Here is a 26535-nt window from a genome sequence, read left to right on the forward strand (position 1 = left end):
GGATTAATATATTCTATAAAAGGTATGTCATAAAACCTTACATACACATTGCTTATTCTTCAAAAATAATGTATTTTTAGAACAGTTATAAAAAACGTGTTAATAAAAATTACATTGGAGTGGTGAAGAATGAAACATTATACCAAAGAAGATATTATACGCCGAGTGAAGGAAGAAAATGTGAAATTTATTCGCCTACAATTTACAGATATTTTAGGGACAATCAAAAATGTGGAAGTTCCCGTCAGTCAATTAGGAAAAGCGCTTGATAATAAAGTTATGTTTGACGGCTCTTCAATCGAAGGTTTTGTGCGTATTGAAGAATCAGATATGTATTTAAAGCCTGATATCAATACCTTCGTGATTTTTCCTTGGACTGCTGAAAAGGGGAAAGTAGCTCGCTTTATATGTGATATTGCAAGACCAGATGGTACACCGTTTGAAGGAGATCCACGCGCCAATTTAAAGCGCGTATTGAAGGAAATGGAGGAGCTGGGCTTTACGTCGTTTAATTTAGGGCCAGAGCCTGAATTTTTCCTATTCAAGTTGGATGAAAAGGGGCATCCGACACTGGAATTAAATGATAGTGGAGGCTATTTTGATTTAGCGCCAACTGATTTGGGAGAGAACTGTCGTCGTGATATTGTTTTAGAGCTAGAGGGAATGGGCTTTGAAATTGAAGCATCTCATCATGAAGTAGCACCAGGCCAGCATGAAATCGACTTTAAGTATGCGAGTGCTATTGAGGCATGTGACAATATCCAAACATTTAAACTGGTGGTAAAAACCATTGCTGCACAGCATGGTCTCCACGCAACATTTATGCCAAAGCCACTATTTGGGGTCAATGGCTCAGGAATGCATTTTAATCTCTCCTTATTTGAAGGTGACAAAAATGCCTTCTATGATGAACATGCAGACTTGCAATTAAGCGCAACCGCACGTAGCTTTATGGCAGGAATTATGAAGCATGTGCATGGCTTTACGGCTATCACGAATCCACTTGTCAATTCCTATAAACGATTAGTACCTGGCTATGAAGCCCCTTGCTATGTAGCATGGTCTGCTCAAAACCGTTCACCATTAATTCGCATTCCAGCAGCACGTGGGCTATCTACACGAATTGAATTGCGCTCAGTTGATCCAGCAGCAAACCCTTATTTAGCAATGGCTGTAATTCTAGCATCAGGGCTGGATGGCATACGAAAAGATTTAACACCACCAGCCGCGGTAGACCGTAATATTTATAAAATGACAGCAGCAGATCGGGAGTTGAACGGGATTGATAGTTTACCATCCTCATTAGAATTTGCGCTGATTGAATTAGAGATGGATGCCATTGTTCGTGATGCATTGGGAGACCATATTTATGATAAATTTACAGCTGCCAAAGAAATTGAATGGAATAAATATCGCACACGTGTCCATAACTGGGAGCGTGAGGAATATTTAACGATGTACTAAAGGTGTTGGGGCTTTTTTAGCTCCAACTTTTTTGTGTGACATGAACTTCTTTTTGCTCTATCATAAGATTAAAGGAGTGTGGACAATGACACAGATAACTCAAGTTGTGACAATTCAAAACAATGATATTGTGCAATTTGAACTTGATATTAACCGTGCTTTAGTAGATTTAAAAGGCTTTTTCATACTTGATATCAAATACAATACGCTCTTTATTGGAGAGCAGACGGTCATCCATTCTGCTTTAATTATTTATCAGCAAAACAATTACACTATTTAACAAGAGGGGTCATGTCGATGAGACGTGACTTTTTTTATTTAAATAACGATAAGAGAAATACCCGATCTTCTGGAAATGTTAGGGGTAAAAGTGCTACTTCCTCTTTAGATTTCCATGCTATGTCATATATTAATTCATCGGGATCATGTATCATCATTTGTCCACCTGTTAAGATGGTTTGAAAATAGCGAACTTCCACTACTTCATTGTACTTATAATAAATTTCCTTAATAATATCTACTGTATAGCCTGTTTCTTCATAAACTTCTCGTATACAGCAAGTCTTAAAATCTTCCGTGGCCTCTTTTCCACCTGATGGCACAGTCCAAGTTTTCTCTTCATCAACAGTTCCTTGTAAAACCATTAATAACTGATTACTTTCATTCAAACAAATAGCAGCAGCACCTAACCATTTCATCGCAAAGTCCCCCTATATCTTCTCTTATACCGTTTTACCATTTAATAGAAACTCTTGTAAATATTTTTTAGAAATATTTTGGATGTTTTTTGATTTCTACTACAATGGAATTTTAGGGAAAAATAGTGAGTGGGATAAGAAATTAAAAGTGGAGAGCTAGTCAAAAAATGCTTTCCATTTAACCTGTCCGAAGTTAGCATAAAAAGACAGGTTATGCAGCAATATCTATTTTAAGATGGAATCAAGGAGTGAGAGCAATGAGTTGGATTGAGTCGATACAAAAGGCCATTAATTATATGGAAGAACATTTATTAGAGGATATTACGATTGAACAGATTGCACAGGAGGTTAATTCATCTGTCTTTCATTTTCAGCGAACCTTTGCCATTTTGACAGATATGTCTATTGCAGATTATCTACGGCGAAGAAGATTAACGTTAGCTGCACAAGAATTGCTGGGTACTGAACAAAAAATAATCGATCTCGCCTACAAATACGGCTATGAAACTCCTGAAGCCTTTACTAAAGCGTTTCGAAAACAGCACCATGTAACGCCTAGTGAAGCAAGAAAGAAGCAAGGACCATTACAATCATATAATCGCCTGGTCATACAGGTAAGCTTGAAGGGAGCAGAACCAATGAAATATAAAATTATTGAAAAAGACAAGTTTCAAATTGTGGGTGTAAAAAGAACATACAACTGTCAAAATGGAGAGAATACTACGGAAATACCTCTATTTTGGCAAGAGGTAAACCAAAGTGGCTTTGATCACCAGCTATACCAATTAAATAATGGCACTGTCAATGGTGTATTAGGTGTTTGTGTACCTAATACTGAACAGGGACAAAAGGGCTTCATTGATTATTGGATTGCTACTGATCATGTAGGAGAGGTAGGAGAAGATCTCTTAACAATGGAAGTACCTGCATCCAAATGGGTTGTCTTTGAAGTACATGGACCTATGCCTGATGCAATGCAAAATACGTGGAAACAAATTTATTCAGAGTGGTTCCCATCCAACCCATATGAACCAGCAGGAACAGCGGAATTGGAGGTTTATCCTGAAGAGGATGCTTATCGCCCTGATTCGTATTCAGAAATTTGGATTCCAATTAAATAACAAGAAAGCCGAGGATGCTATACTAGTGCATCCTTGGCTTTTATTATTCTACTGAAAAAATTTACCCTTTTTTTAATTTTGTTAAAGATGTAAAATATATATATGTTTGGAATAAACGGTTTAACGACGTTTATTAATCGTTACATAATTTCATGAGGGGGTTAAGAAATGATGAGAGGTACGATTCAAAACAAACGTGTGGAAATTTCACAAGAGGACGCACAGCAATACTTAAAGTTGGGAAAAGTTGCGCATGTTGCAACAGTTGATGAGGAAGGTTTTCCTTATGTTATTCCGTTTGTCTATGTATATGAAGGGGAGGACAAACTATACTTGCATATTGGTAATCTTCGAGAAAGTCACTTTTGGTCAAATATCAAACATAATCCTAAAATTTGTATAGAAGTTTGCGATATGGGTGATTTACATCCAGGCAAAAAATACGCGTGTCAATCCGCACTAGTTTATCAAAGTGTTGTTTTGTTTGGACATATCGCAAGAATTGAAGAGGAAACGAAAAAAGAGTGGTTCTTTGATGCGTTACTGGAGAAGTATGGCAATCCCGAATGGACATTTGAAAGAGAAGGCTATCCAATTATGCCCAAAATTGAACTATTTGAAGTAAAAATAGAAAAGCTGACAGGGAAAATTAATCACGGCATGTATCACTAATTAAAAAGGCTAAGTATTGGTTGAATTCTGCCATGCTTAGCCTTTTCTCATTAAGATTTTGTTAAAGTGTAAAGTTGTAGAGTATCTTCAGTATTATGCTTCTCTTGGTAAATGAAGTTCAATTTTTTTAAAACCTTGATTGAATTGATATTGGCAGCGTCAACTTCTGCCACAATTGTTTCCATTTGTAAGTGCTTAAAGGCATAATCAATTAAAGCAGTTATAGCTTCTGTTGCATAGCCTTTTCCCCAATATTCCTTGCTCAAATCATAGCCAATCTCGGTTAGAGCATTGTCATAATCAATCTTATTAAAGCCACATGAGCCAATGATATGTTTGGATGCCTTTTCAAAAATAGAGAAGCGGATTGCCTTATGTTGCTTAGTTAATTGTTCTAGAAGTTCAATCATTTCCAAGGCCTGCTCTTCTTGTGTAAACTGGGTAATATTCATATACTTGGTTACATCAGGATCAGACCAAATAGCTAATAAACTTTTAGCATCAGCTTTCCTCATTTTTCGTAACCGTAATCTTTCCGTGTCGATATGGTCAATCAATACTTTTACCTCCAAAATTATAATGATGTTGGATGAAAAATATTGCTATCTGCGCATAAGTCAGTCCCTTCATATGGATTTAAGTTTATTATAATAGAAATGATATATACTGCAAAATACTGGAGGAAATAGCATGATAAAAGTCTCGGAAGAGCAATATCCTATCATTAAACAATTTATTTCAAGAGCCCCGACATTTGTTTATAGTATACTAGATCGAATGATAGAAGGAGCTGTCTATTCCGATACAGTTGCTTTTCGAACATTATTATTCCACACGAAATCAGGGATATACTATGTATATGGCGATGAAAGTAAGACTTCGATTGATCATCAGCTAGCCTATTGTTTGCAACAGGCTGTAGAACAACAGAAACGGTTTACCTTATTTTCTTATTCAGAACAGTGGAATACTAAAATCGAACAATTGTTAAATAAACAGCTGAGAAAGCTAGAACGCTATACATTTACATTTGATGAAAATATTTATAATCATCGAGAGAAGCGTGGGGAAGGTGACTACGAAGTCAGATCTATTACTGAACCCCTGATTAAAAATTCACTGGAATTTGATCAGACATATTATGAGGAATATTGGGATTCTATCTCTAATTATCTCAAGAATGGTTTTGGCTTTTGTTTCGTACACAAAGAACAAATCATTAGTGAAGCCGTCTCTATTTTTAAATCAAATGAGTATGCAGAAATTGATATTATGACAGATTCAAATTTCAGAGGACAAGGATTAGCAAGTAGCATTGCTGAAACATTTATAGATCATTGTCTTGTCAACCAGCTAAAGCCTTGTTGGGATTGTGATATTTCGAATACAGGATCCATTCACCTAGGCACAAAGCTTGGTTTTACGACACCACAAAAATATGCTATCTATACAAAAAGCTAGCCCACGTGGTTATTAAAAACATCGTGAGCTTTATCTGCTTTTAAAAGAAACGATTGCGTAACTCAAAAACTCGATAGAACAGTCTAGCGTCTCTAGCCATTTTATTTGGTGCATTCATATGGGGGCGGAGGCATTGTTGAAACAATTCATCACAGTATTTTGTGCTACCGTGGCGTTCATAGCATTCATCATGCAGTTTACAGCAAGCATCCACTGCATTTGTAGGTGTACCTGGTCCTGAGCAGCCGGGACCACAGTATCGGTAGCCAGGATAACAAAAACCGAGCTTGCGATTTCTATTCATCTCCTAAACCTCTCTTTTCGATGTTTTTACTATAAAATATGTAATATTTCATCGTAGAAGAGGATAAAAAACTATAAGACTATTCTTTTTGATTTGTAAGGTTCCTGTAAGCTTAAAAATAATTAGTTGTAAGGATAGGGAGTTATGCTAGCTATAGCATAAAAGATAAGGAGCTTTTTCAACATGAATCCATCCGTTACACAAAAAGAACGAATCATTTCCTTAGATATTATACGGGGATTAGCATTATTTGGTATTTTATTTATTAATGTAGGTGCTTATCAGCTCATAATAGAAGGTGCACCAATGCCTGATATGAGTGGAATGAATGGGGTTATTGATTCACTTATTAATATTTTTATAGAAAAGAAATTTTTCTCTATCTTTTCATTCCTATTTGGAGTTGGCTTTTATATTTTTGCTACACGTGCAGAAGCGCGGGGGGATAGACCGAGAATGCGCTTTGCAAGACGCTTATTTGCTTTATTGGTTATAGGTATTATTCATATTTTTATATTTTGGGGCTCTATCCTAGCCATTTACGCAGTGATTGGTTTTTTATTGCTACCATTTTACTCTGCAAAGGTTTCAACGATTTCTAAATGGTTGTTTACGATTATCGCACTGCATATTCTGGCACTATTAGGACAAATGTATATGCCGTCTAATGCGCTTTCGTCAGCTATATTTGGCTTTTTAGGCAATGATGCCGTAGCCATCTTTATTATGTTTTTAAGTGGATTTTTAGTAGCAAAAGCTGATTGGATTGGGCATATTGGAGCGCATAGTCAAAAAATAAAACGGTTGCTTTATAGTACTTTCCCATTCTTTATTGGATTCTCATTATGGATTTGGTTTGGCTCACAAGCAGATGACCAACAGCTTCAATCTATCATTGGCTTAGGGGTTGTTCCCACAACCTATTTTTACCTAAGTTGTTTGTTTATTCTATTAGAACATAAAACAATAGCGAAGCTACTTCAGCCAATTGGACGTGTTGGGCAAATGGCCTTTACAAATTATTTGGCGCAAAGCTTTATTGGAACAGCCATCATTTCATTAATGGGGCTAGAAGTAGTTTCACCATCAGATATTGTAGTGATAGCGAGTATTACGTTTATCATTCAAATAATTTTTAGTGTGATTTGGTTTAAGTTCTTTACAATAGGACCATTTGAAAAATTATGGCGATATATGACTTATGGAAAAAAAGTCGTGCCCAAACAATCATAAAACACTGTAAATCCCAAACAATCCTGCTGTTTGGGATTTTTTTCTGCTAAAATAAATTGTATGTTTTTGTAAAAAATGAAACCTATAATGGTAGATATTCGTAAACTAGGTACTAGAAATAAAGGAGCGTTTATAATATGGCAAAGCAAATAAAAAAATATATGGCTGTGACAACGGCATCTTTGATGGCTGTGCAGCTTGCAGCATGTGGAAATAGTGAAAATCAAACAGCAGAAGAATACCCTTTAACTACTTCTAATCAGGTAACGGAAGATCAAAATCAAGCAATTGCAAGTGATGAAATACAAAGTGTTTACAATAGTGAAATGGCTGATGCCTGTGATGAATGGCAAGAAGGTGATGATGGTTCCTTTGAATGTATCGATGAAAATTCACCTTACTATGCACAGCATTTCTTTAATGGTTTGATGTATGCAACGGCTGGAGCCATGATAGGAAGTGCGATATACAAAAGTCGCAATTTAAAAAATGGTACAGATCGAGATGAGCCAAGCAATGGTGGCGGTTCAGCAGTGCCACGATCGTCATCAAGCGCTAAGGATGAAAGTAAACCAACAAATGGCATCACAAACAGTACGCAAAATAAGGCTAGTTCAACTTCAGGTAGCTCAACTTCAAGTGGATCAAATTCTTATTCAAGTGGACAAGGCTCCTATTCGACGGATAGTTCATCTAAGAGTTCCAATTCCTACTCCAATAGCTCTTCCTCAAGCACAGGAAAATCGGGCTTTGGTTCTGGTGGGGCATCTCGTGGCGGCTCGTCCTCCTCGTAAGGTTTGGATAGGGAGTGAAGAACATGATGAATCACACACAGCAACGACAAGCATTTTACTCAAAATTCCCTGACTTCTTTCCTGACTTTGAGGATTTAGAGTATGCATTATATGATGTTTTAGAATTATCAAAGCAACAAATTGATCAACTTCATTATGCAACACAGATACTTTGGCGGATCTTTTTAAAAGTTGGGAAACAATTTAAACATTTATCGGTCGATCAGCTCTTAGCCTTAGGTATTCGACCGGAAATGATCCCATATATTCAGTTAGACTATTTACAGCAGCAATCAATTCTGGCACGATTTGACTTTATTTGTACAGAGGAGGGCTACATTAAATGTTTAGAGTTAAATGGAGAAACCCCTTTTCTTGTACAAGAAACCTTCAAGATGAATGAAGCACTATGTCAGCATTTTGGCTTTAAAAATCCCAATGATGTAACAGCCTTACAAAAAGCATTGTCGGGCGCTCTTTTTGATGCCATTCAATATTTACATCATGTCAAAAAGCCAAAGATTGTCATCACAGGAAAAACAGCAAAAGAGGACTACGAAGAGTATTGCCATGTACAGTTTATCAAGTCCTGTATTCCTTTTACCATTGAGTATGTACCTATTCAAGAACTTATCATCTTTTCTAAGGACACGTCTGAGGTAGCACAAGGTCTATATACACCTACAATGGAGAAAATTGATATTTTATTTAGACCTGCACATCCTGTAGAGTTTTTAATAGATGATGTGGCAGCAGATGGTGATCGCATTGGCTTGCATCTTTTAGAGCTTGTCAAAAAACGAAAGCTAGCAATTATTAATCCACCTGCTGCCTATGTATTACAATCGAAAATCTTATTATGGTTAATATGGGAGCGGAGAAATGATCCATTGCTCTTTACTTCCGAGGAACGAGCAGCTATTTTGCAATATATGCTTCCTACATACCTTACAGCAGAACCATTTATTCGAGATGATGTACCCTATGTCAAGAAGCCTGTTTATTCTCGTGAGGGAAATACAGTAGAAATTTATGCAGGAAGTGGGCGGAGAGTAAATGCTTCCACATCCAAACACTATGATGATAATTTGTTTATTTACCAACAGTATGTGGAGATGCCTAGCAGAACAGTGCAGTTAAAAGAAGGATATCACGCTAAGAAGTGGCTAATTGGCTCATTTGTTGCTGATAATTGTGCATGTGGTTTAAGCTGTCGGGTAGGCAATCAAATTACAGAATGGGATTCACATTGGTTAGCCGTTGGTTACAAGGAATAGCAAATCTATAGTGCTGAAAAACAAAACCACCCACAAAATTTTTTTAGAAGGTGAAAATGGATTGCCGTTGCAGGCTACTTGCTTTCCTGTGGGCGAGCGCCGAACCGCTTCCTTCGCTCCGCTCCGTGCAGGGTTTCGCCTGACTCGCTATCCCACGGGAGTCAATTAGCCTTCCACTCCAACCTACAAAAGTGTTATCTTTTTAGCAAAGGTTTTCAAATAAAGTGAAGGTGTTCACTTCTTGTCACTCATCACTTCTCCACATTGAAAATAAGAGCTTATCCCCTCTATGAATACAGATAATGGGCGATTTTATTACTATGCTACTATTAAAAAAGTAAAGACACTTTGCAGAATGGTTGATTGGAGAGGAGCGGCTCATTGGACGCCCCCTGGAAAGGACGCTGGCGGAACGGAAATCAACCCTTACCTTGCCAAAAGGTATTATTCCTCCTAGCGATATTATCTTTTTTCAACAACATGAATTGGCGAGACTTTTAAAAGTCTCGCCAATCGTTTGGTCCTTATTCATTCCAGCCTTTACAGACATCAATCCATTCTTTATAGGGAGCATATGTTTCAAGTTCTGAAATGGTTACCTCAATGGCTGAATTACTACTACCGCACGCTGGAAATACTGTAGTAAAACGTTTTAAAGATTCATCTAAATAAATGGCTACGCCCTCGTTCACACCAAAAGGACATACACCCCCGACATCATGGCCGATCATCGTCTCCACATCATCTTTGGATAACATCTTTGCCTTCGTACCAAATACGGCTTTATATTTTGCATTATCGATTTTTGCATCACCAGCAGCCACAATTAAGATCGCTCCATCATTTATAAGAAAAGATAAAGATTTTGCTATGCGCTCTGGCTCACAGCCAAGCGCCTGTGCTGCTAATTCAACTGTTGCGGAGCTTTCTTCTAATTCTTGTATTTTGTGTTCTACGTGCCATTGTGCTAAATGGCGACGTACTTTTTCAATTGCCATATGTACATCCTCCTACTTGTATTTTGAGATTTTCGTAAAGATTCCTTTTCTATAGTTGATATACCACCTTCATACAAAAAGCATTCATTAAAATCAAGACAAAATTAATTTTACCATAATTTTCAGAATATATAGTTGTGAATGCTTTAACTTTCGGGTACCATTGGTGTAAGGAGTGTAAAATTACACTAGGGAGGTCTTTGTATGCTTAAGTTTATACAAATAGTATCGATACTAATTGGTTTGTCCGTTGTGACATTAATGGTTGCATTCATTATCACATTAAGTGGTGGGCTGCATTTAATTAATTTGGTCTTTACTATACCCGTTTGTTTATTTATCTGGATTGTTTGTAGCATGTTTAAATGGACCAACACAAAAAAACGAAGGGGCTTGCTATTTGGTGTCATGGGAATCGCCCTGTTGATTGCAGCCATTAAACCGATTCAACATTATTATAAAATGAGTATTCCCACTGTTGATGCGGAAATTGATGTAACAGTCTATCAGCCATTTGTCCCTGGCAATGAAGTAGTGAAAAATAAAGCTTCCTTACAATTGACAGAGTCATTACCACGGTTAGATGGAGCAACAGCCATGTACCCTTTATATGCGGCTTTTGTGGAGGCTACGTATCCCAAAGGGGAATATCCTCCATATAATAGTAGAGTTCAAGTAAGCCGTACACCAGAGGCCTATCAAAATTTAATAGCTGGAGATGTTGATTTAATTTTTGTGGCAGCCCCGTCCACCTCACAAGAATGGCAGGCAGAAAAGGAAGGACTTACATTTGATATGACGCCAATTGGTCGAGAGGCATTTGTCTTTTTTGTGCACCGTAAAAATAAAATCGATAATTTAACACTTGAGCAGGTCAAAAAAATATATGCTGGAGAAATAACTAATTGGCGTGAAGTGGGTGGGGAGGATGAGGCCATTCGTGCTTTTCAACGCCCAGCAGATAGTGGAAGCCAAACGACACTAGAAAAGCTGATGGGCAATACGCCAATCATGGAGGCACCCACTGAAGATGTTGCATCAGGGATGGGCGGAATCATTCGGGAAGTGTCGCAATATCGAAATTATAAAAATGCCTTGGGCTTTACGTTTAGATATTATTCTACAGAGATGGTTGGTAACAAAAAGATCAAATTACTATCCATTGACGGAGTAGCACCAACAAAAGAGAATATTCAAAATGGTACATATCCTTTAGTGTCTGAATTTTATGCCATCACAGCAGGAACGGAAAATCAAAATGTACAGAAACTGATTGATTGGATACTTTCTGAGGAAGGGCAGGCAATGGTAGAAAAGGTCGGCTACGTACCAGTGGAAAATCATTGAATAGTTTGCTATACTAAGAGTAATAATCGAATAAAAGTTTTCTAGGGTTCCGTAGCGCTTGCTAGTCTGGTCCGAGAGAAAACCACAAATTGATTTTGTGACACGGAAGGATAAAAGCCTGGGAGATACTGTTTAAAGACAGTTTCTTCAGGCTTTTTTTGTTTGGCTAAAATCGAGTCATTTGGCGAATGCTGAAAAAGTAGTTGGATCATCCAATTAGTCGGCCGTGTCTTATAAAATGGAGGGATTTATGATGAATAAACAATGGATCAGCGTCATTATAGCGGCTTGCTTTGAAGTTGGCTGGGTCATTGGGTTAAAGCATGCAACAAGTGTACTGGAATGGATTGGTACAGCAATTGCCATTTTTATTAGTTTTTATTTGCTCATTAAAGCAGGTGAGCATCTACCAGTTGGGACCGTCTATGCAATCTTTGTCGGATTAGGGACAGCTGGTACTGTATGTGCGGATAGCTTGCTATTTGGAGAGCCGTGGAAATTAGCAAAAATCGTATGTATTGTTGTGTTACTTGCAGGAGTTGTAGGCTTAAAGCTTGTAACGGGAGAGCCTAAGGAACAAGAGGTGAGTGAATAATGGCATGGATGGCATTAGTTGTTGCAGGGTTATGTGAGATGATGGGTGTATATATGATTAGTAAATATAATAAGGCGAAGAGTATGAAAAATTTAGGACTGTTGATTGGTGCATTCACCTTAAGTTTTGCAGGCCTTGCCTATGCGATGGAAACATTACCGATGGGTACTGCCTATGCGATCTGGACAGGGATTGGTGCAGCTGGGGGAGCACTGCTAGGTATGCTGTTTTTTAATGAATCTAAGGACTGGCGACGCATTGTTTGTATTGTCCTTGTATTAGGAGCAGCAATCATGTTGAAATTGCTATCATAATTAAACAGGCACTCCTCTTATGCAGGAGTGCCTGTTTTTATATTATTTTTTTACGTCTTTTGTCCATTCAGCCACTTTATCTGGATTAGCATCAACCCATTCTTTCGCAGCGTCTTTTGGATCTTTACCATCCATTACTTCTAACATAACACTTTCTAAATCTTCTGCTGTCCAGTGGAAGTTATCGAGTACTGAATATACATCTGGTAAATCTTCTTTTAAGCCTTTACGTACGAATGTATTAATCGTTTCTTCTCCACCATATACACCCTTTGGATCTTCTAAGTATTTAAGATCATATTTCGCAAATTTCCAGTGTGGTGACCAGCCTGTGACAATAATCTCTTCCTTATCTTTCAGTGCTTTTGATAATGCAGTTGTCATCGCACCAGAAGAAGAAGTAATAAAGTTCCAATCTGCTAAATTATCATATTCTTCTAATGCTTTTTCTGTAGCAGCAGTAATGCCCGCACCTGGCTCAATACCAGTGATTGTATGATCTGCTTCATTAGATAAATCTTCAATAGAATTGACATCCATATAGCTTGGTACAACTAAACCGATTTTTGCACCAGCAAGGTTTTCACCTAGCTCATCTAAATCAGCTTTATATTTTTCATATTGTGATGCATGTGTATGTGGTAGCCAAGCAGCAACCATTCCATCAGCCTCTCCTTTCGAGACAGCCTCCCACATGATCGCATTATCCAAAGGAGTTAATGTTACATCATAACCTAATTCTTCGAGTACCTGCCCAACAACATTTGTTGAGGCAATTTCTGTATCCCACTCAACATAGGCTAGGTTTACCTCCTTAGAATCACTGTTTTTTCCAGAACTTGAGCCAGAGTCGCCTCCACTACATGCAGCAAGCATGAAGCCTAGACCTAGAGCCATTCCTAACTTTGATAGTGTTTTCAGTTTCATCGAATCTCCCTTTCTCTTCATCATTTTGTATCAAACTGCCGACATCCATCGGAGGATGGTAGCTAGAAAGATGATATTTTTATAATGCTTTCTTTTTATTAAAGCTTTGTGTTAAACGGTCAATAATAATCGCGAAAATAACTAAACCTAAACCTGCAACGAAGCCATTCCCAACTTGGGTACGTTGTAGAGCTGTTAATACTTCACGTCCTAGACCAGGAGCCCCGATCATAGAGGCAATAACTACCATAGAAAGTGACAGCATAACGGTTTGGTTAATCCCTGCCATAATGGTTGATTTAGCAAGGGGAATTTCTACTTTAAATAATTTTTGGCTAGCTGTACTACCATAGGAGTCTGCAGCTTCCACTAATTCTTTTGGTACTTGACGAATACCGAGGTTTGTCATACGTACAGTTGGGGGTAAAGCAAAGATAACGGATGCAAAGACACCAGGTACAATACCAATGCCAAAAAAGGCAACAGCTGGAATTAAATAGACAAAGCCAGGCATTGTTTGCATGAAATCTAGTATTGGTTTAATAATGTTTTCAGCTACAGTTGATTTTGACATTAAGATACCTAGTGGAATACCGATGATGATGGATATAATACTGGAAAAGATCACAAGCGTGGTTGTTTCCATAAGATGAGTCCATAATCCTTGGTTATAAATAAACAACAAGCCGATTAATGAGAATGCAGCAAGCCCTAACTTTTTGCCTGAAACGAAGAAGGCAAATATCACGACAAGAAGTATAAGAATAATGGCTGGGATACTAATTAATAAATCAGTGACCTGATTCATGAGTAGTTTTCCGAATTGCTGAATAGAGTTAAAGAACGCTGAAAAATTACTCGTCAACCAGTCCATAGCTGATTCTACCCACGGAGCTAGTGGTAATGTTGGAATATTATCTAAAAAGTTATTCATGTGCTTCGGCCTCCTCATCGCTAGTTGACAGTGCTTGGATGACAACGCCCCTAATTAGTACACCAAGCAAGCGACCATCTTTCACAACGGCAATAGGAGTAGGAGAATTATAAATCATCCCTAAAATATCCTGTAGTAGCATATCTGGTGGAACTGTTAACACTTCCGATTGCACAATAGAATGGACAGTTTGCTCTTGCTTCTTCGCTGCAGCCAGTGCATCGTCTGCAGTGATATAGCCTTTTAAATGTCTATTTTTATCAACAGCCATTAATAAACTAACAGCCTCTTGACGCATACGCTTTAATGCCACTTTAGGGCCATCTAGGTCTGTATTGACATAAACTGGACGTACCATGACATTTTCAGCTGTCAATACTTTAGAACGATCCACATCTTCCACGAATGTCTTGACATAATCATTTGCTGGGTTGGTTAATATTTCTTCTCCCGTACCAATTTGAATGATAGAGCCATCCTTCATAATGGCAATGCGATCTCCAATGCGTAATGCTTCATTTAAATCATGTGTGATAAATAAAATTGTTTTTTTCAATGTTTGTTGTAGATCGAGTAGCTCATCTTGCATTTCCTTGCGAATCAATGGATCAAGTGCTGAAAATGCTTCATCCATTAGTAATATTTCAGGATCATTAGCAAGGGCTCGTGCTAAACCAACACGCTGCTGCATACCACCTGATAACTGATTTGGATACTGGTCTTTATAAGCGAGTAATCCGGCATTTTCTAAAGCCTGTTCAGCTTTCGCTTGCCGTTCTTCTTTTGAAATACCTCGAATTTCAAGGCCATATTCGGTATTTTGAAGTAATGTACGATGGGGGAATAAACCGAAGTTTTGGAAAACCATGCTCATTTTGTTTCTTCGTACAGACCGTAGACTTTCTTTTCCCATAGTAGAAATATTTTCTCCATCGATATATATATTTCCGCTCGTTGGTTCAATTAGGCGGTTTAAAAGCCGTATAAGCGTGGATTTGCCACTTCCTGACAATCCCATAATAACGAAGATTTCTCCTTCGTTGACAGTAAAGCTTGCATCGTATACACCAACAGTTGCACCTGTTTCTTTTAAGATATCAGTCTTACTTTTTTGTTGCTTGACGAGTTCTAGTGCTTGGGGAATATGTTTGCCAAACACTTTTGATACGTGTTCTATTTTAATTTTTTCCATAGAAGCACTCCTTTCGTAGATTATTACTATGTGAGGATAATGATACCCAAAAATAAACAAGTAACAACCTTACTGTAACAAAGGGTTGTTACTTTTGTCAAATCGACAAATAAGAAAAAACCCGTTTAAACGCTGTTATATCAGCGCTTAAACGGATTTTAATTTGGGTATAAAAAGCTTTGAACTCTAGCGAAACTTTCATCATTTCCAACAAAATAAATTATGTCCCCTTCTTCAAATGAGACATAAGGACCAGGGGATAATAATAATTCATTGCCACGTCGAATACCAACGATGGTACTAGAAGTATTTTGCCAAAAATTTAAAGCTTGTACAGTTTGATGGATGCATGGACTCTCAGCTGTCATTTCTAATTGATAGGGAATGAACGGATTGACTGATCGGTAATGCTCTGTGCGGCTAATTAGTTGCTTTGCCTTGTCTTGTAAATTAATCAATTCATGATGTTGCTTTTGAATACTTGTCAAAAGCTCATTTTGTATTTCATGAATCGATTGTACATCATGAAACTGTCTGACGAATTGAGCCGCTTTTTCATACGATTTTATAATTACGCCGCTACCTTTTGAAGCTTCAACAATTTCTAAGTCTTGCAAAACGGCAATTGCTCTTCTTGCAGTCTCAGCAGAAACATTATATTGACTGGCAAGAGAGGATCTTGCATATATTTTATCGCCAATGCTGTATTTTCTTTCAACAATCTTGGAGGCGAGATCAATGGCTATTTGTTGATATTTTGGTTGCTTTAGTTGAACATTTTTTTCTAAGTTCATGTTAAACTTCCTTTCGTCATTACAGTACCACAGCTTATTATAGACTAGCCTGCACAGAAAAAATAGCATCTCCATAAGCTAGTAGTATATGATGAAAAAGTAATAATAAAATTATCATCTCTAATAATTATAATGAAAGAGTAATAGCTGTCGATTGACACTTTTTAGTTATTATTATAAACTAAGTTACGTTATGTAAGTAATGTGAAAATACAAGTGTTCAGTTGGTGAATTTAGCCAACTATTTCTATAGAAGGTTGGAGATTAATATGACAATTACAACTAAAGTGATGGACTTAGTAAAAGATAAAATGACATTAATAAAGCATACAAATACAGAGAATATTTGCCTAGTTGGACCAGTGAAATTACCTGTAAAACAAGGCGATTTTTCTGCAACTTTTCAGTGGTATAACTGGCTTAAAATTGATGCGAATTTAACTAAAGAAGAAATCATTGATGGATTAGCCGTTGCTAATTTAGCATTTTTACAACAATCCTCTGTGCTTGTATATGGTGATTTTACCCATTCAGAAGAGGCTTTAATCCGAATGCATAGTATTTGTCACACAGGCGACATATTTGGCAGCCAGCGTTGTGATTGTGGCTACCAGTTGCACGAGTCTATGAAAATGATTGTTGAGCATGGTTGTGGTGCTATATTTTATTTAGCTGATCATGAAGGTCGTGGAATTGGACTATTCTCTAAATCTCTTGCTTATTTATTGCAAGAGGAAGGGCTCGATACAGTTGAAGCAAACCATGCACTTGGCTTCCCAGATGATACACGATCTTATGACGAAGCACTTTCGGTATTAGCGACACTGCGTACCAAACCTGTAACACTCATTACAAATAATCCGAAGAAATTGGCTGCATTACAGGCTCGTGGCATGGCTGCGGAAGGGCATGTTCCTTTATGGGGCGGTTTGACAGAGACGAATCGTTTTTATTTAGAAACGAAAGTTGAAAAATCTGGACATATACGTGAAAAGCAATAGGTGGAGGTTGCGATGATGATGAATATAGATGAAAAGTATATGCAACTGGCTTTGGATTTAGCAGCTAGTGCTAAAGGAAATACGAACCCTAATCCACTTGTTGGGGCTGTAATCGTGAAGAACGGTGTGATTGTAGGCACAGGTTTACACAGAAAAGCAGGGGAACCACATGCTGAAGTGCATGCTTTTCGAATGGCTGGAGAGCATGCACTGGGTGCTACGTTATATGTAACGTTAGAGCCTTGTTCACATTACGGTAAGACACCTCCTTGTGCCAATTTAGTGAAGGAATCTGGTGTCAGTCGAGTGGTAGTTGCTATGCAGGATCCAAATCCAGCTGTAGCAGGTCGTGGCATCCAATTGCTACAAGATGCAGGAATAGTGGTGGAAGTAGGGGTTTTAGAGCAACAAGCGCGCCGTTTAAATGAGCGTTTTATTCATAATATGCTTACGCACCGTCCTTTTGTTATTTCAAAATTTGCTATGACTTTAGATGGGAAAATTGCTACGCATACAGGACATTCAAAATGGGTAACTGGAGAGGTTGCCCGTGAGGATGTTCACAATATTCGTCATGAAGTAGATGGAATTCTAGTTGGTGTGGGCACAGTCATTGCTGATAATCCTTCTTTAACAACAAGACTTAAGGAAGGATATGGAAAAAATCCGACACGTATTATTATGGATAGTTCTCTACGTACACCTGACAATGCGAATGTCTTGAATACAGAGGATGCACCAACGATTCTTGTTTGTAGTGACGACGTAAGCCAAGAAAAGATTCATTTATTTACAGAAAAAGGTGTTACAGTTTTACCGGTACAAAAAAATGAATATGGATTACAGATTGATGAAATGCTTGAAAAGCTTTATATACATGGCATAACAGATATTTTGCTAGAAGGTGGAAGTAAAATGAATGCTTCCTTTTTACAGCAAGGTGCAATCGATAAATATGTAGTATATATAGCGCCTAAAGTTTTGGGTGGAAATCTATCGTTAACGCCGTTTGCTGGCTATAATCCCTCTCTCATGCATGAGGCATGGAATGTTGAGTTTGCTTCATTTGATAAAATAGGCGAGGATTTGCGTATTATTGCTTATCCAAAGCAGGGTGAAGCAAAATGAACTATCAAGCAGATGTCTGTATAGTAGGGGCAGGGCCTGCTGGTGCATTATTATCCTACCTACTTGCTAAAAATGGGCTGTCAGTGATTTTATTAGAGCAAAATGTAGCGCTTGGTCAGGCATTTCGTGGCGAGCATTTAAATGAGGAAGGGGAGGCTGTTTTAAAAAGCCACCATCTTTTCGAAGCAGTTGAGGCACTCGGTATATTACGAATGGAGAAGCTTGAGTATTATGCTGGTGGCAGAGCATTTAAAACAATTCTTCCAGATGAAGCCGTAGGACATTTAGGCATTCATGTACCACAGGCAAATTTATTAAAAGGAATTTTACAAAAAGCACAGCTGTTTCCTAACTTTACATGTCTGCTACATACAAAGGTTACAAAGCTGATTGCGGATGCTACTGGTCATTATAGGGGCGTTATGGCGATAAAAAACGGAGACTCTATAAAAATCGATAGTCAGTTAATTATCGGTGCGGATGGTCGTTATTCTACGATTCGTAAGCAAGCACATATAGATGTTCAGAAACAGAAGCATGGCTTTGATTTACTGTGGGCTAAAATTCCTGCACCAGCAGATTGGGAACCATCTATAAAAATGGCACTCATCGATAATAAGCAGCTGTCATTGTTTACACAAGTTGGTGGTTATCTTCAAATAGGCTGGAATATTGAGCAAGGTAGTTTCCATCAGCTTCGAAAACTAGCATTTACACCCTTTATCCAGCAGCTTGTGGAGGCATTTCCAGCATTAACGAAGACAGTGCAGGCACAGATAACTTCCTGGCAGGATTTTGTTTTGCTTGATGTCTTTAGTAGCCATTGTAATAGTTGGGGGACAAAGGGCCTTGTCTTACTAGGAGACGCCGTTCACACAATGACACCAACAGGCGCGTTTGGGCTGAATAGTACACTAAAAGATGCAGATTGTCTTGCATCATTGCTAAAAAAAGACACATTAGCACAATTTAACGTACAATATTTTCAACAAATGCGTGAGCAAGCCATTGAGGAAGTATTAGCAAAACAAATTGAAAAAGAGCAGACATTTGCTTCTAACTTTATAAATAAGGCTTCGTGAAAGGACGAACAACTAGATGAAGTTTGGCTTTGATATAGATGACACATTAATTGATTTACGAGCACATGCCTTTTCACTTTATAATAAAAAGCTTGGCAAAAAGGTTTCCTTTGAAACCTTTCAAGCAATACAACGAGTAGAAATTCATGAACCATTTGGATTAACAAACGAGGAAGGTTCTGCCATGTGGAATAGCGTATTGGAAGAGATCTATTTTACGGATTGTCCATCTTTTGATGGTGCTTTAAAAGCCCTCCAAGCTTTAGCAGAGCAGGGACATGACATTTACTATATCACATCTCGTCCAAAACAATATTGTGGGCAAACAAAAGCTTGGATGGAAGCACAGGGCTTTCCAATAACAGACAGTCATTTTTTTTGTGGCATGCAAGATGCAGAAAAAGTAGCCATTATAAAAGAGCTGGCTTTAGATATTTATGTAGATGATAAACCAGCAGTACTTGAGACACTTCATGATGTGACAACTAAGGTAATCTTAAAGAATCAATCTTATAATCAGCATGTAAATCTTCCACGTTTATATGATTGGCAAGAGTTTCAAACGATGTTATCAAAATAAAGGATTGGTGCAACGACTAACCGTTGTACCAATCCTTTTTTTGCTAAAATCGACTAAGTTGAAAGGTAGATAAATCTTGTTTACTTTTGCCTTCTACAATTAAATCTGCAAGAGCTTCCCCAACGGCACTACTAAATTTAAAGCCATGACCAGAAAAACCTGCAGCAATCACAATATTCTGATGTTCAGGTAAAAAGTCGATAATGAAATCTTCATCTGGTGTCATCGAATACTTACATGTTTTTCCATATTTAAGCGTTCCATGCTGAGGCATAAACTGATCAATAAAGTTTTGTAAGTCAACAGCATCAGATGCATCAAACGGACGTAGAGGATCGTTTGGATTAACCACATCACCACCATCGTGTCGTCCAAGCTTTAACCCCGCTCCATTAATACTTGGAAAACCGTAGTAGGTTGAATCGGCAAATTCAAAGCAGTAGGCTGGGAAAACTTCATCACGATACAGCTGCTCATCTGCCTCAAACCATGCAAAGGTTTTCCGCGTTGGTGTGACGGGTATGCTCACGTCTACTGTTTGTAGTAACTCTGTTGCCCATGCACCCGCCGTTACTATTAATTGCTTTGCTTTATAGCTATTATGTATTGTTTGTACCTGTACAATATCACCAGCTTGGATAGCCAATACTTTTTCATTGGCTCGGAGGCTTGCCCCTGCCTCTAAGGCTAATTTTTTATAGGCTTGGATACATGCTTCAACACGAAGGACACCAGCTGTAGGTTCAAAGCAAGCAACTAAATTATTTGGCAAGTATAACCCTGGCCATTTGTTCATCGCTTCAGCAGGTGAATAGTGTTCAAGTGCTAAATTATAGAGCGCAGCACTAGCCTTCACATTTTGAATGAAGGCACATGTTGGCTCTCCAATATTAACTACACCAGTTTGTATAAATAAGCTTTCATTTGCTAAAGACTCTAGCTCTTGCCAAAGCTCGCCAGCTCTTTTTACAAAAGGTACATAGCTAGCTCCCTCACCATAAGCAAAGCGAATGATTCTTGTATCCCCATGATGACTACCTTCTTCATGTGGTGGCGTAAAGGCATCTAGCATAAGTACATTTTTTCCTTCCTTTGCTAAATAGTAACCAGCCGCCATCCCCATGGAGCCAGCACCAACTATTATGACATCATAGTCCATTCTAATCCCTACTTTTTTGCTCTAGTATAACAGATTTATAGGGAAGGAAACAGAAATTTTAGAAAATAAATAGACACAGCACCTACAATCCGAATGGACTAAAGATGCTGTGCGTTGTAGATAGCTACTATTTTGAGCGTGGTAAAATTTTATTAAGGACAATCGCTACGAGCGCAGCGGTTGCAATAGGCGAACCAAATAAATACTGCACGGTTGTAGGTAAGGAATACAGGAAATCGTCAGGCAATAATGTCAATGCTAACGTTAAAATAACAGGAATCGCGATGACATACATTTCCTTTTCGCCAATATGTTCATTTTTCATGACCTGTAAACCACTAATAGCTATTATGCCGCAGACGATCACAAATACACCACCAATAACAGCTGAAGGAATTGCTGAGATGAGTGCTGCTAGTTTACCAGAGAAGCCGAAGACGATAAACCAAATACCTGCTGCTATAAAGACACGACGGCTCGCAATCCCAGTGATAGAGATCACACCTGCATTAGTAGAATAACCAGTAACAGGAGTGGAGCCAAGTAAAGAAGCAATAAAGCAGCCAATTCCTTCACCAATCACACCACGGTTAATTTGTTTATTTGTTAAAGGTTGGTCGATGACATTGCTAATGGCAAACCATGTTCCTGTTGTTTCAGCCATTAAGACAATATATATAATGACCATGGTGATAATAGCAGAAAAATTAAAGCTAAAACTAAAATCTGCAAATGGAATTTGTGGCATGCTAAACCATTTAGCTTGCGATACAGGAGATAAATCTAAAACACCCATGATATTTGCTGCGATACTACCAGCAATTAAGGCGATGATGACAGAAGCAATTCGGAATAGACGTCCTTTTTGATGGAAGACTGTACCTAACATGACACAAATAATTAACACGAATGCTGAGATCAGGGCTAAATAAATGTTTTGATTTATGGATGCACCTGCTCCATTAAAAATATTATCACTTAAACCAACAGGCATTAAGGACAGTCCAACCACAAAGATAATCGTTCCACCAACAATTGGTGGAATAAATGTTTGGACAATTTTATTGAAGATACCTGTATAGCCTAAAATAATAACCAAAATGGCTCCAATTAAACTAGCACCTAGCACAGTACTCCAACCTAAATCTCCACTACCACTTGCTGCATAGATCCCAACAATGGCACCAAGTGGAACATAGGATGGACCTTGTGCCATCGGTAATTTCATACAAAAATGTGTTTGCACAATCGTCGCGACCCCAGCTGCAATAAAGGTTGATTGAATCAAGGCGCTTGCCTGACCAGTTTGTAGACCGATTAGCATGGCAATTAAAAAGGGCACCACATAAACATCCATAGCCATAACATGCTGTAAACCGAGTAGAGCAGACTGACCAAACGAAATTTTTTCATCTGGTAACACGGTTAATTGTGTTTGTTTTGTTTGATTAGTTAGTTTTCTATGTTGTGTTTCCACGAAGTTGTACACCTCAAAATAATAGATTTTTATTAGAGAATAAGAGAATGATTAGCCTCTCGTATGAACTTTATTTCCTTGCACCCATACCTCGCGGATATTTTCTGGGCGTACAAGATACATGATTTTTTGGAATATATCGTGTAAATCTTCATTTGGATCAAAAATCGGAAGCCTAGCAGTAGGAATTTTTGTATCGATAATTTGTACATCCCATGTATAGTTTTCCTGTAAACGGCCAATTGGAAGACTTAAGCTTTCTCCACCACTAGCTGTCGCAAGATAGAAGGCCTCATTTATTGTAATGCGTGAATTTGGGACACCACGTTTTTCGGCGGAAATGGTTGTATCTACACCATCCTCTAGCATTCTTGATGACATAACAGCTTGTCTTGCATTATCAAAAAGACTTGGAGAAAATCCGCCTGAAACATCTGAACCTAGTCCAATATCAACGCCCATTGCATGAAAGCGGGCGATTGGAATCACGCTGTTAGCAAAATAGGCATTAGAGATTGGACAATGGCCTATGGCAGTGCCAGTTTCAGCAAATAATCTGGCATCCTCATCGCTTAAGAAATTACAATGAGCCATGACAGATTTATCACCTAACAAACCAAAGTCATGTAAGGCGGCGGCATCATTTTTGTTGAATCGTTCTTTGACGTAGCTGTGCTCCCAGTCACTTTCACTACAGTGTGATTGAATATGTGTATCATATTTCGCAGCTAATTCACCCAAACCCTTTAAGGCACCGTCTGTACAGCTTGGAATAAAGCGGGGAGTGACAACAGGATAAACACCCTGTTTAGTCGTTTTGGCTAAATTTTTTACAGCTAAAATAAATTCCTCCGTATCCTCTAATGCGGTTTTTGTGTTTTCATCTCGATAAAAATCAGGATTCTGTTCAGGATCGTCCATGACTACTTTTCCGACTAATCCTCGCTGTCCCTTTTCAGCACAGATTTTCGCTAAAAGTACACTGGCCTCCTTATGAACCGTCGCAAAATATAATGTTGTAGTTGTACCATTGGCAAGTAGTGTGCTTACTAAATCCTCATAAACTTCTTGAGCAAATGCTAAATCGGAGAATTTTGATTCGATAGGGAAAGTATATGTGTTTAACCAATCGTAAAGAGGAATGTCTAAAGCTGTCCCAGATTGTGCCCATTGAGGTGCATGTACATGCAAATCGACAAATCCCGGTAGGAAATATTGCCCTTCAGCTAATACATGGAAGTTATTTTGATCTTGATATGTAATTAAGAGTTGTTGGTAATCAGCTTGTTCAGGAGCGACAGTTTTAACAATCATGCCGTCAGCATTAATGAAAAATAAATAATCTTTTAAAATGTGAACGTCAGTAGCAGATTTACTAGTAAAAGCTGTTCCTTTGAAAATATGCGTATATTCAGACATAAAAACCACCTTAATGTTCGTTTATTGATAATAACACGGATTATTATAGGCTATAAAAACTATTAAGTCTACAAAAAAACGAATATTAGTATGGTGACTAAAGAAACATATGCACCTTTTTAACTACATTTTTACAGCTTTGACAAGCGTTGATAGATAATAAAAGAAGGCACCTATTTGAGAGTGCCTTCTTTCTATATGATCGATTCATTGATGATGTGAAGAAAATTATTAAAGGATGTGGAGTGATGCAATTCATTTTTTCTTGTACAAAGGTAAATCGGTCGTTGAATATCAATGTCCTTAATAAAAACGCGGGCAACTTGCTGCTGTAGAATAAAGCTAGAAGCTGCTATGGATGGTGCTAGCATTGTACCAAAACCTGCCGCAATGGCATGTATGGATTCATTAATCCCGTCTAGTTGTAAACCTACTTTCGGTGGAGGAATTTTATGCACTTTACATAGGGCATTTAAGTATTCTTTTGTGGAACTACCATCCTCTCTTGTGACGAAGGGCTGCTGCATAAGTTCTGCAAGGGACACTGTTTGACCTGCCAGATGATGATTGTACGGCACAATAAACCAATAATCCAAATTCATTAGAAATTGATAATTAATATCAGCATGATGTCCATCTTCTTTGACGATAAAAGCTAAATCAGCTTTATAATGGAGTAAATCCTCAATCACTTGCTGGGAATTGGCGGTCTTTAAATGAATATGTGTTGCTGGATAAACTTGTTTAAATTGAGCTAACCATTTAGGTAGTAAAAAATGGGAGGGAACATGCGTGGAGGCAATTTGCAGTTCTTCATTGCCCGTATTTTTAAGCTGTTCAACTTTATTTTCAATATCAGATTCTAGATCAAATAAGCGCTGTGCCTGTTTGTATAAAAAAGTACCATTTTGTGTTAGCGAAATGCCCCTACCTTTGGCTTCTAGCAGTGTCAAGCCTAGTTCTTTCTCTAAATTTCGAATTTGAATGGTTACAGCAGGCTGACTAATCATAAGTGTCTGTGCCGCTTTGGAAACACTATTGAGTTCAGCCACCTTTGTAAATAAACGTAGAGCATGTAAATTCATGTCATTACACCTTTCATAAATTTTTTTTATGATTTTATATACATTATATATTAGATTTATTAATTTGCGCTCTGTATCCTTTTAATTACAATAGAATATATGAGAGGGGGGTTCATCATGAATCGACAACATGTAGGAATTGTCTTTGGAGGAATTTTGTTATTGGTTGTTGCAATGGGGATTAGTCGATTTGCCTTCACACCGATTCTACCCTTTATGCGTCATGATGTAGGATTTTCATTGGAAGTGGCTGGGTTTTTAGCTTCAAGCAATTATATTGGTTATTTCATTGGCGCATTATGGGCAGGGTTCATTTATCGACAACGTAAAAATGTTTTAATGGCAAGTGTTGTTACCAATGTCCTATCTGTTATATTAATGGGCTTAATAGAAGTGTATAGTGTCTGGCTAGTTCTGCGTTTAATTGCGGGCATTACAGGGGGCCTTATTTTTGTGTTAACATCGAGTATTATTATGGATTACTTGGCGAAGCATTCATTATCACGATGGTCTGGCTATGTATTTAGTGGAATAGGCTTAGGGATTGCTATTTCAGGTTTATGTGTACCTGCTATAGAAGCAAGATTTGCTTGGCAGGGTGCATGGTTAGGCTTAGGGATTTTATCAGCAATTTTTTTATTTATTACCTCTTATTTATGGAGAAGTTTAGTGGTGCAGGACAGCACAAAAGTTACGAAATCTCTTGATACAAAAATGACAAAGGGTTTTATGCCATGGTTGATTTTATCCTATGGCTTAGAGGGGTTAGGCTATATTATTACAGGTACTTTTTTAGTCGATATTATTCATAATATTCCTTCTCTTCAAGCTTACTCTTCCTATAGCTGGGTCATTGTGGGGCTAGCGGCTATCCCATCAGCTCCTGTTTGGACGGTCTTATTAGAGAAGTTTTCAGCTATAAAAATTTTGTTTGTGGCGTACATACTGCAAGTGGTTGGTATCCTGTTACCTGTTTTTGCACAAACGGTATGGAGCGTTTTACTAGCATCGTTTTTATTCGGTCTAACCTTTGTAGGTATTGTCACGCTAACTACTTCCTATGCACGACAGCTATTCCCGACAAAGAGCGGATTCGTTGTTTCTTTATTAACAACCTTTTATGCTTTTGGACAAATTATCGGACCGATTATCGCAGGAAAACTGGTTGAAGTTTATAGTAGCTATAAAGCAGCACTTATATTTGCTGGTGTCATAGTGTTTCTTGCATTGCTCGTTATGGTAATTGGTAGATGGCTAACTGTAAAAAAAGAAGCTGTTGCTGAACATACAATTTCTATATAACGCATAAAAGCCAGAAATCCTATTTGGATTTCTGGCTTTATCATTTACTTAAAGAAGCCGTGCCTCTATCTACATGATATTAAAAAATAAAATAAAAGTCTATATATTTTTTTCTTTATATGGAAAAATAGACAAGTGCACACAGGACGTAACGTTACGATTTTACTTTGAAATGGG

At 37.9% G+C, this 26535-nt stretch carries 28 protein-coding genes and 1 riboswitch; of the genes, 16 read left to right on the top strand and 12 right to left on the bottom strand.

The window, feature by feature from the left end; genetic code table 11:
* Positions 1-129: 129 nt before the first annotated feature.
* Together glnA and L6W14_RS05940 are read left to right on the top strand one after the other, a co-directional pair.
* Positions 130-1464, top strand: coding sequence for a type I glutamate--ammonia ligase (glnA, locus tag L6W14_RS05935; protein ID WP_237899834.1), 1335 nt, complete (start codon positions 130-132; stop codon positions 1462-1464).
* A gap of 85 nt (positions 1465-1549) precedes the next feature.
* Positions 1550-1744, top strand: a complete 195-nt coding sequence (locus tag L6W14_RS05940; protein WP_048391275.1) for a hypothetical protein — start codon at positions 1550-1552, stop codon at positions 1742-1744.
* Between the two features lie 34 nt (positions 1745-1778).
* Here L6W14_RS05940 and L6W14_RS05945 read toward each other — a convergent pair whose 3' ends face one another.
* Positions 1779-2162, bottom strand: coding sequence for an NUDIX hydrolase (locus L6W14_RS05945; protein ID WP_131519543.1), 384 nt, complete (start codon positions 2160-2162; stop codon positions 1779-1781).
* A 257-nt stretch (positions 2163-2419) separates the two neighbouring features.
* Between L6W14_RS05945 and L6W14_RS05950 the strand changes: the two genes are divergently transcribed.
* The gene (locus L6W14_RS05950; protein WP_237899836.1) at positions 2420-3283 is read left to right on the top strand and encodes an AraC family transcriptional regulator; all 864 of its coding nucleotides are present in this window, start codon (positions 2420-2422) and stop codon (positions 3281-3283) included.
* 168 nt (positions 3284-3451) lie between these two features.
* On the top strand, positions 3452-3955 hold the full coding sequence (locus L6W14_RS05955; protein WP_227744821.1) for a pyridoxamine 5'-phosphate oxidase family protein: 504 nt from the start codon (positions 3452-3454) through the stop codon (positions 3953-3955).
* A 50-nt stretch (positions 3956-4005) separates the two neighbouring features.
* Here the strand turns inward: L6W14_RS05955 and L6W14_RS05960 are convergent, their stop codons facing one another.
* Entirely contained in the window at positions 4006-4512 is a 507-nt protein-coding gene (locus tag L6W14_RS05960; protein WP_131519545.1) for a GNAT family N-acetyltransferase, read from the bottom strand.
* Between the two features lie 133 nt (positions 4513-4645).
* On the opposite strand from L6W14_RS05960, the gene L6W14_RS05965 reads away from it, so the two are divergent.
* Positions 4646-5416 (top strand): GNAT family N-acetyltransferase, encoded by a 771-nt coding sequence (locus L6W14_RS05965; protein WP_237899838.1) that lies wholly within the window; start codon positions 4646-4648, stop codon positions 5414-5416.
* A gap of 40 nt (positions 5417-5456) precedes the next feature.
* Here L6W14_RS05965 and L6W14_RS05970 read toward each other — a convergent pair whose 3' ends face one another.
* Positions 5457-5720 carry a Parvovirus coat protein VP1-like protein gene (locus L6W14_RS05970; RefSeq protein WP_081011051.1) on the bottom strand — a complete coding sequence of 88 codons (264 nt, stop codon included), beginning with the start codon at positions 5718-5720 and terminating at the stop codon, positions 5457-5459.
* A gap of 183 nt (positions 5721-5903) precedes the next feature.
* Here L6W14_RS05970 and L6W14_RS05975 point away from each other — a divergent pair, with 183 nt between their 5' ends.
* From L6W14_RS05975 to L6W14_RS05985, 3 genes are all read left to right on the top strand, one after another.
* The gene (locus tag L6W14_RS05975) at positions 5904-6953 is read left to right on the top strand and encodes a DUF418 domain-containing protein (RefSeq protein WP_237899840.1); all 1050 of its coding nucleotides are present in this window, start codon (positions 5904-5906) and stop codon (positions 6951-6953) included.
* Between the two features lie 137 nt (positions 6954-7090).
* On the top strand, positions 7091-7747 hold the full coding sequence (locus tag L6W14_RS05980) for a hypothetical protein (RefSeq protein ID WP_131519548.1): 657 nt from the start codon (positions 7091-7093) through the stop codon (positions 7745-7747).
* A 23-nt stretch (positions 7748-7770) separates the two neighbouring features.
* Positions 7771-9024 carry a glutathionylspermidine synthase family protein gene (locus tag L6W14_RS05985; RefSeq protein ID WP_237899842.1) on the top strand — a complete coding sequence of 418 codons (1254 nt, stop codon included), beginning with the start codon at positions 7771-7773 and terminating at the stop codon, positions 9022-9024.
* A 524-nt stretch (positions 9025-9548) separates the two neighbouring features.
* Here L6W14_RS05985 and L6W14_RS05990 read toward each other — a convergent pair.
* Positions 9549-10022 (bottom strand): YbaK/EbsC family protein, encoded by a 474-nt coding sequence (locus L6W14_RS05990; protein ID WP_131519560.1) that lies wholly within the window; start codon positions 10020-10022, stop codon positions 9549-9551.
* Between the two features lie 204 nt (positions 10023-10226).
* On the opposite strand from L6W14_RS05990, the gene L6W14_RS05995 reads away from it, so the two are divergent.
* The 3 genes from L6W14_RS05995 to L6W14_RS06005 all read left to right on the top strand — a co-directional run bounded on the left by L6W14_RS05995 (position 10227) and on the right by L6W14_RS06005 (position 12278).
* Positions 10227-11369, top strand: coding sequence for a PstS family phosphate ABC transporter substrate-binding protein (locus L6W14_RS05995; protein WP_237899850.1), 1143 nt, complete (start codon positions 10227-10229; stop codon positions 11367-11369).
* Positions 11370-11399: 30 nt separating this feature from the next.
* Positions 11400-11496: riboswitch (guanidine-I (ykkC/yxkD leader) on the top strand.
* 126 nt (positions 11497-11622) lie between these two features.
* Positions 11623-11964 carry a DMT family transporter gene (locus L6W14_RS06000; protein WP_131519562.1) on the top strand — a complete coding sequence of 114 codons (342 nt, stop codon included), beginning with the start codon at positions 11623-11625 and terminating at the stop codon, positions 11962-11964.
* Complete coding sequence (locus L6W14_RS06005) at positions 11964-12278, top strand: DMT family transporter (protein WP_131519563.1); 315 nt, start codon at positions 11964-11966, stop codon at positions 12276-12278. The genes L6W14_RS06000 and L6W14_RS06005 overlap by 1 nt, the downstream gene beginning before the upstream one ends.
* Positions 12279-12320: 42 nt before the next feature.
* On the opposite strand, the gene L6W14_RS06010 is transcribed toward L6W14_RS06005, so the two are convergent.
* The 4 genes from L6W14_RS06010 to L6W14_RS06025 all read right to left on the bottom strand — a co-directional run bounded on the left by L6W14_RS06010 (position 12321) and on the right by L6W14_RS06025 (position 16125).
* A complete protein-coding gene (locus L6W14_RS06010) occupies positions 12321-13205 on the bottom strand; it encodes a glycine betaine ABC transporter substrate-binding protein (protein ID WP_131519564.1) in 885 nt (294 codons plus the stop codon).
* Between the two features lie 79 nt (positions 13206-13284).
* On the bottom strand, positions 13285-14139 hold the full coding sequence (locus tag L6W14_RS06015) for an ABC transporter permease (protein ID WP_016991840.1): 855 nt from the start codon (positions 14137-14139) through the stop codon (positions 13285-13287).
* Complete coding sequence (locus L6W14_RS06020) at positions 14132-15331, bottom strand: quaternary amine ABC transporter ATP-binding protein (RefSeq protein ID WP_004232299.1); 1200 nt, start codon at positions 15329-15331, stop codon at positions 14132-14134. The genes L6W14_RS06015 and L6W14_RS06020 overlap by 8 nt, the downstream gene beginning before the upstream one ends.
* Before the next feature lie 158 nt (positions 15332-15489).
* Positions 15490-16125, bottom strand: coding sequence for a GntR family transcriptional regulator (locus tag L6W14_RS06025; protein ID WP_131519565.1), 636 nt, complete (start codon positions 16123-16125; stop codon positions 15490-15492).
* A gap of 269 nt (positions 16126-16394) precedes the next feature.
* On the opposite strand from L6W14_RS06025, the gene L6W14_RS06030 reads away from it, so the two are divergent.
* Genes L6W14_RS06030 through L6W14_RS06045 form a run of 4 tightly spaced genes read left to right on the top strand, consistent with a single transcriptional unit; the run spans position 16395 to position 19916 of the window.
* A complete protein-coding gene (locus L6W14_RS06030; protein ID WP_237899853.1) occupies positions 16395-17126 on the top strand; it encodes a GTP cyclohydrolase II in 732 nt (243 codons plus the stop codon).
* A gap of 15 nt (positions 17127-17141) precedes the next feature.
* Positions 17142-18254 carry a bifunctional diaminohydroxyphosphoribosylaminopyrimidine deaminase/5-amino-6-(5-phosphoribosylamino)uracil reductase RibD gene (gene ribD / locus L6W14_RS06035; protein WP_131519567.1) on the top strand — a complete coding sequence of 371 codons (1113 nt, stop codon included), beginning with the start codon at positions 17142-17144 and terminating at the stop codon, positions 18252-18254.
* Complete coding sequence (locus L6W14_RS06040; protein WP_237899862.1) at positions 18251-19336, top strand: FAD-dependent monooxygenase; 1086 nt, start codon at positions 18251-18253, stop codon at positions 19334-19336. Before ribD ends, L6W14_RS06040 begins: the two co-directional genes overlap by 4 nt.
* Positions 19337-19352: 16 nt before the next feature.
* A complete protein-coding gene (locus L6W14_RS06045; protein WP_131519569.1) occupies positions 19353-19916 on the top strand; it encodes a 5' nucleotidase, NT5C type in 564 nt (187 codons plus the stop codon).
* Positions 19917-19959: 43 nt separating this feature from the next.
* Here L6W14_RS06045 and solA read toward each other — a convergent pair whose 3' ends face one another.
* The 4 genes from solA to L6W14_RS06065 form a co-directional block, all read right to left on the bottom strand.
* Entirely contained in the window at positions 19960-21075 is a 1116-nt protein-coding gene (gene solA / locus L6W14_RS06050; protein WP_131519570.1) for an N-methyl-L-tryptophan oxidase, read from the bottom strand.
* A 127-nt stretch (positions 21076-21202) separates the two neighbouring features.
* Entirely contained in the window at positions 21203-22552 is a 1350-nt protein-coding gene (locus tag L6W14_RS06055) for a uracil-xanthine permease family protein (protein ID WP_131519571.1), read from the bottom strand.
* 51 nt (positions 22553-22603) lie between these two features.
* Positions 22604-23971, bottom strand: coding sequence for a guanine deaminase (guaD, locus tag L6W14_RS06060; protein ID WP_131519572.1), 1368 nt, complete (start codon positions 23969-23971; stop codon positions 22604-22606).
* A 194-nt stretch (positions 23972-24165) separates the two neighbouring features.
* Positions 24166-25056 (bottom strand): LysR family transcriptional regulator, encoded by an 891-nt coding sequence (locus tag L6W14_RS06065; RefSeq protein ID WP_131519573.1) that lies wholly within the window; start codon positions 25054-25056, stop codon positions 24166-24168.
* 117 nt (positions 25057-25173) lie between these two features.
* Between L6W14_RS06065 and L6W14_RS06070 the strand changes: the two genes are divergently transcribed.
* A complete protein-coding gene (locus L6W14_RS06070; protein ID WP_048391235.1) occupies positions 25174-26358 on the top strand; it encodes a YbfB/YjiJ family MFS transporter in 1185 nt (394 codons plus the stop codon).
* Positions 26359-26535 lie beyond the last annotated feature (177 nt).

It is taken from the genome of Lysinibacillus sp. ACHW1.5 (genome assembly GCF_022014815.1).
GTDB classification, from domain to species: domain Bacteria; phylum Bacillota; class Bacilli; order Bacillales_A; family Planococcaceae; genus Lysinibacillus; species Lysinibacillus capsici.

Coding starts and splice junctions, on each gene's coding strand:
- glnA (WP_237899834.1), top strand. CDS start 130: ATGAAACATTATACCAAAGAAGATATTATACGCCGAGTGAAGGAAGAA.
- L6W14_RS05940 (WP_048391275.1), top strand. CDS start 1,550: ATGACACAGATAACTCAAGTTGTGACAATTCAAAACAATGATATTGTG.
- L6W14_RS05945 (WP_131519543.1), bottom strand. CDS start 2,162: ATGAAATGGTTAGGTGCTGCTGCTATTTGTTTGAATGAAAGTAATCAG.
- L6W14_RS05950 (WP_237899836.1), top strand. CDS start 2,420: ATGAGTTGGATTGAGTCGATACAAAAGGCCATTAATTATATGGAAGAA.
- L6W14_RS05955 (WP_227744821.1), top strand. CDS start 3,452: ATGATGAGAGGTACGATTCAAAACAAACGTGTGGAAATTTCACAAGAG.
- L6W14_RS05965 (WP_237899838.1), top strand. CDS start 4,646: ATGATAAAAGTCTCGGAAGAGCAATATCCTATCATTAAACAATTTATT.
- L6W14_RS05970 (WP_081011051.1), bottom strand. CDS start 5,720: ATGAATAGAAATCGCAAGCTCGGTTTTTGTTATCCTGGCTACCGATAC.
- L6W14_RS05975 (WP_237899840.1), top strand. CDS start 5,904: ATGAATCCATCCGTTACACAAAAAGAACGAATCATTTCCTTAGATATT.
- L6W14_RS05980 (WP_131519548.1), top strand. CDS start 7,091: ATGGCAAAGCAAATAAAAAAATATATGGCTGTGACAACGGCATCTTTG.
- L6W14_RS05985 (WP_237899842.1), top strand. CDS start 7,771: ATGATGAATCACACACAGCAACGACAAGCATTTTACTCAAAATTCCCT.
- L6W14_RS05990 (WP_131519560.1), bottom strand. CDS start 10,022: ATGGCAATTGAAAAAGTACGTCGCCATTTAGCACAATGGCACGTAGAA.
- L6W14_RS05995 (WP_237899850.1), top strand. CDS start 10,227: ATGCTTAAGTTTATACAAATAGTATCGATACTAATTGGTTTGTCCGTT.
- L6W14_RS06000 (WP_131519562.1), top strand. CDS start 11,623: ATGAATAAACAATGGATCAGCGTCATTATAGCGGCTTGCTTTGAAGTT.
- L6W14_RS06005 (WP_131519563.1), top strand. CDS start 11,964: ATGGCATGGATGGCATTAGTTGTTGCAGGGTTATGTGAGATGATGGGT.
- L6W14_RS06010 (WP_131519564.1), bottom strand. CDS start 13,205: ATGAAACTGAAAACACTATCAAAGTTAGGAATGGCTCTAGGTCTAGGC.
- L6W14_RS06015 (WP_016991840.1), bottom strand. CDS start 14,139: ATGAATAACTTTTTAGATAATATTCCAACATTACCACTAGCTCCGTGG.
- L6W14_RS06020 (WP_004232299.1), bottom strand. CDS start 15,331: ATGGAAAAAATTAAAATAGAACACGTATCAAAAGTGTTTGGCAAACAT.
- L6W14_RS06025 (WP_131519565.1), bottom strand. CDS start 16,125: ATGAACTTAGAAAAAAATGTTCAACTAAAGCAACCAAAATATCAACAA.
- L6W14_RS06030 (WP_237899853.1), top strand. CDS start 16,395: ATGACAATTACAACTAAAGTGATGGACTTAGTAAAAGATAAAATGACA.
- ribD (WP_131519567.1), top strand. CDS start 17,142: ATGATGAATATAGATGAAAAGTATATGCAACTGGCTTTGGATTTAGCA.
- L6W14_RS06040 (WP_237899862.1), top strand. CDS start 18,251: ATGAACTATCAAGCAGATGTCTGTATAGTAGGGGCAGGGCCTGCTGGT.
- L6W14_RS06045 (WP_131519569.1), top strand. CDS start 19,353: ATGAAGTTTGGCTTTGATATAGATGACACATTAATTGATTTACGAGCA.
- solA (WP_131519570.1), bottom strand. CDS start 21,075: ATGGACTATGATGTCATAATAGTTGGTGCTGGCTCCATGGGGATGGCG.
- guaD (WP_131519572.1), bottom strand. CDS start 23,971: ATGTCTGAATATACGCATATTTTCAAAGGAACAGCTTTTACTAGTAAA.
- L6W14_RS06065 (WP_131519573.1), bottom strand. CDS start 25,056: ATGAATTTACATGCTCTACGTTTATTTACAAAGGTGGCTGAACTCAAT.
- L6W14_RS06070 (WP_048391235.1), top strand. CDS start 25,174: ATGAATCGACAACATGTAGGAATTGTCTTTGGAGGAATTTTGTTATTG.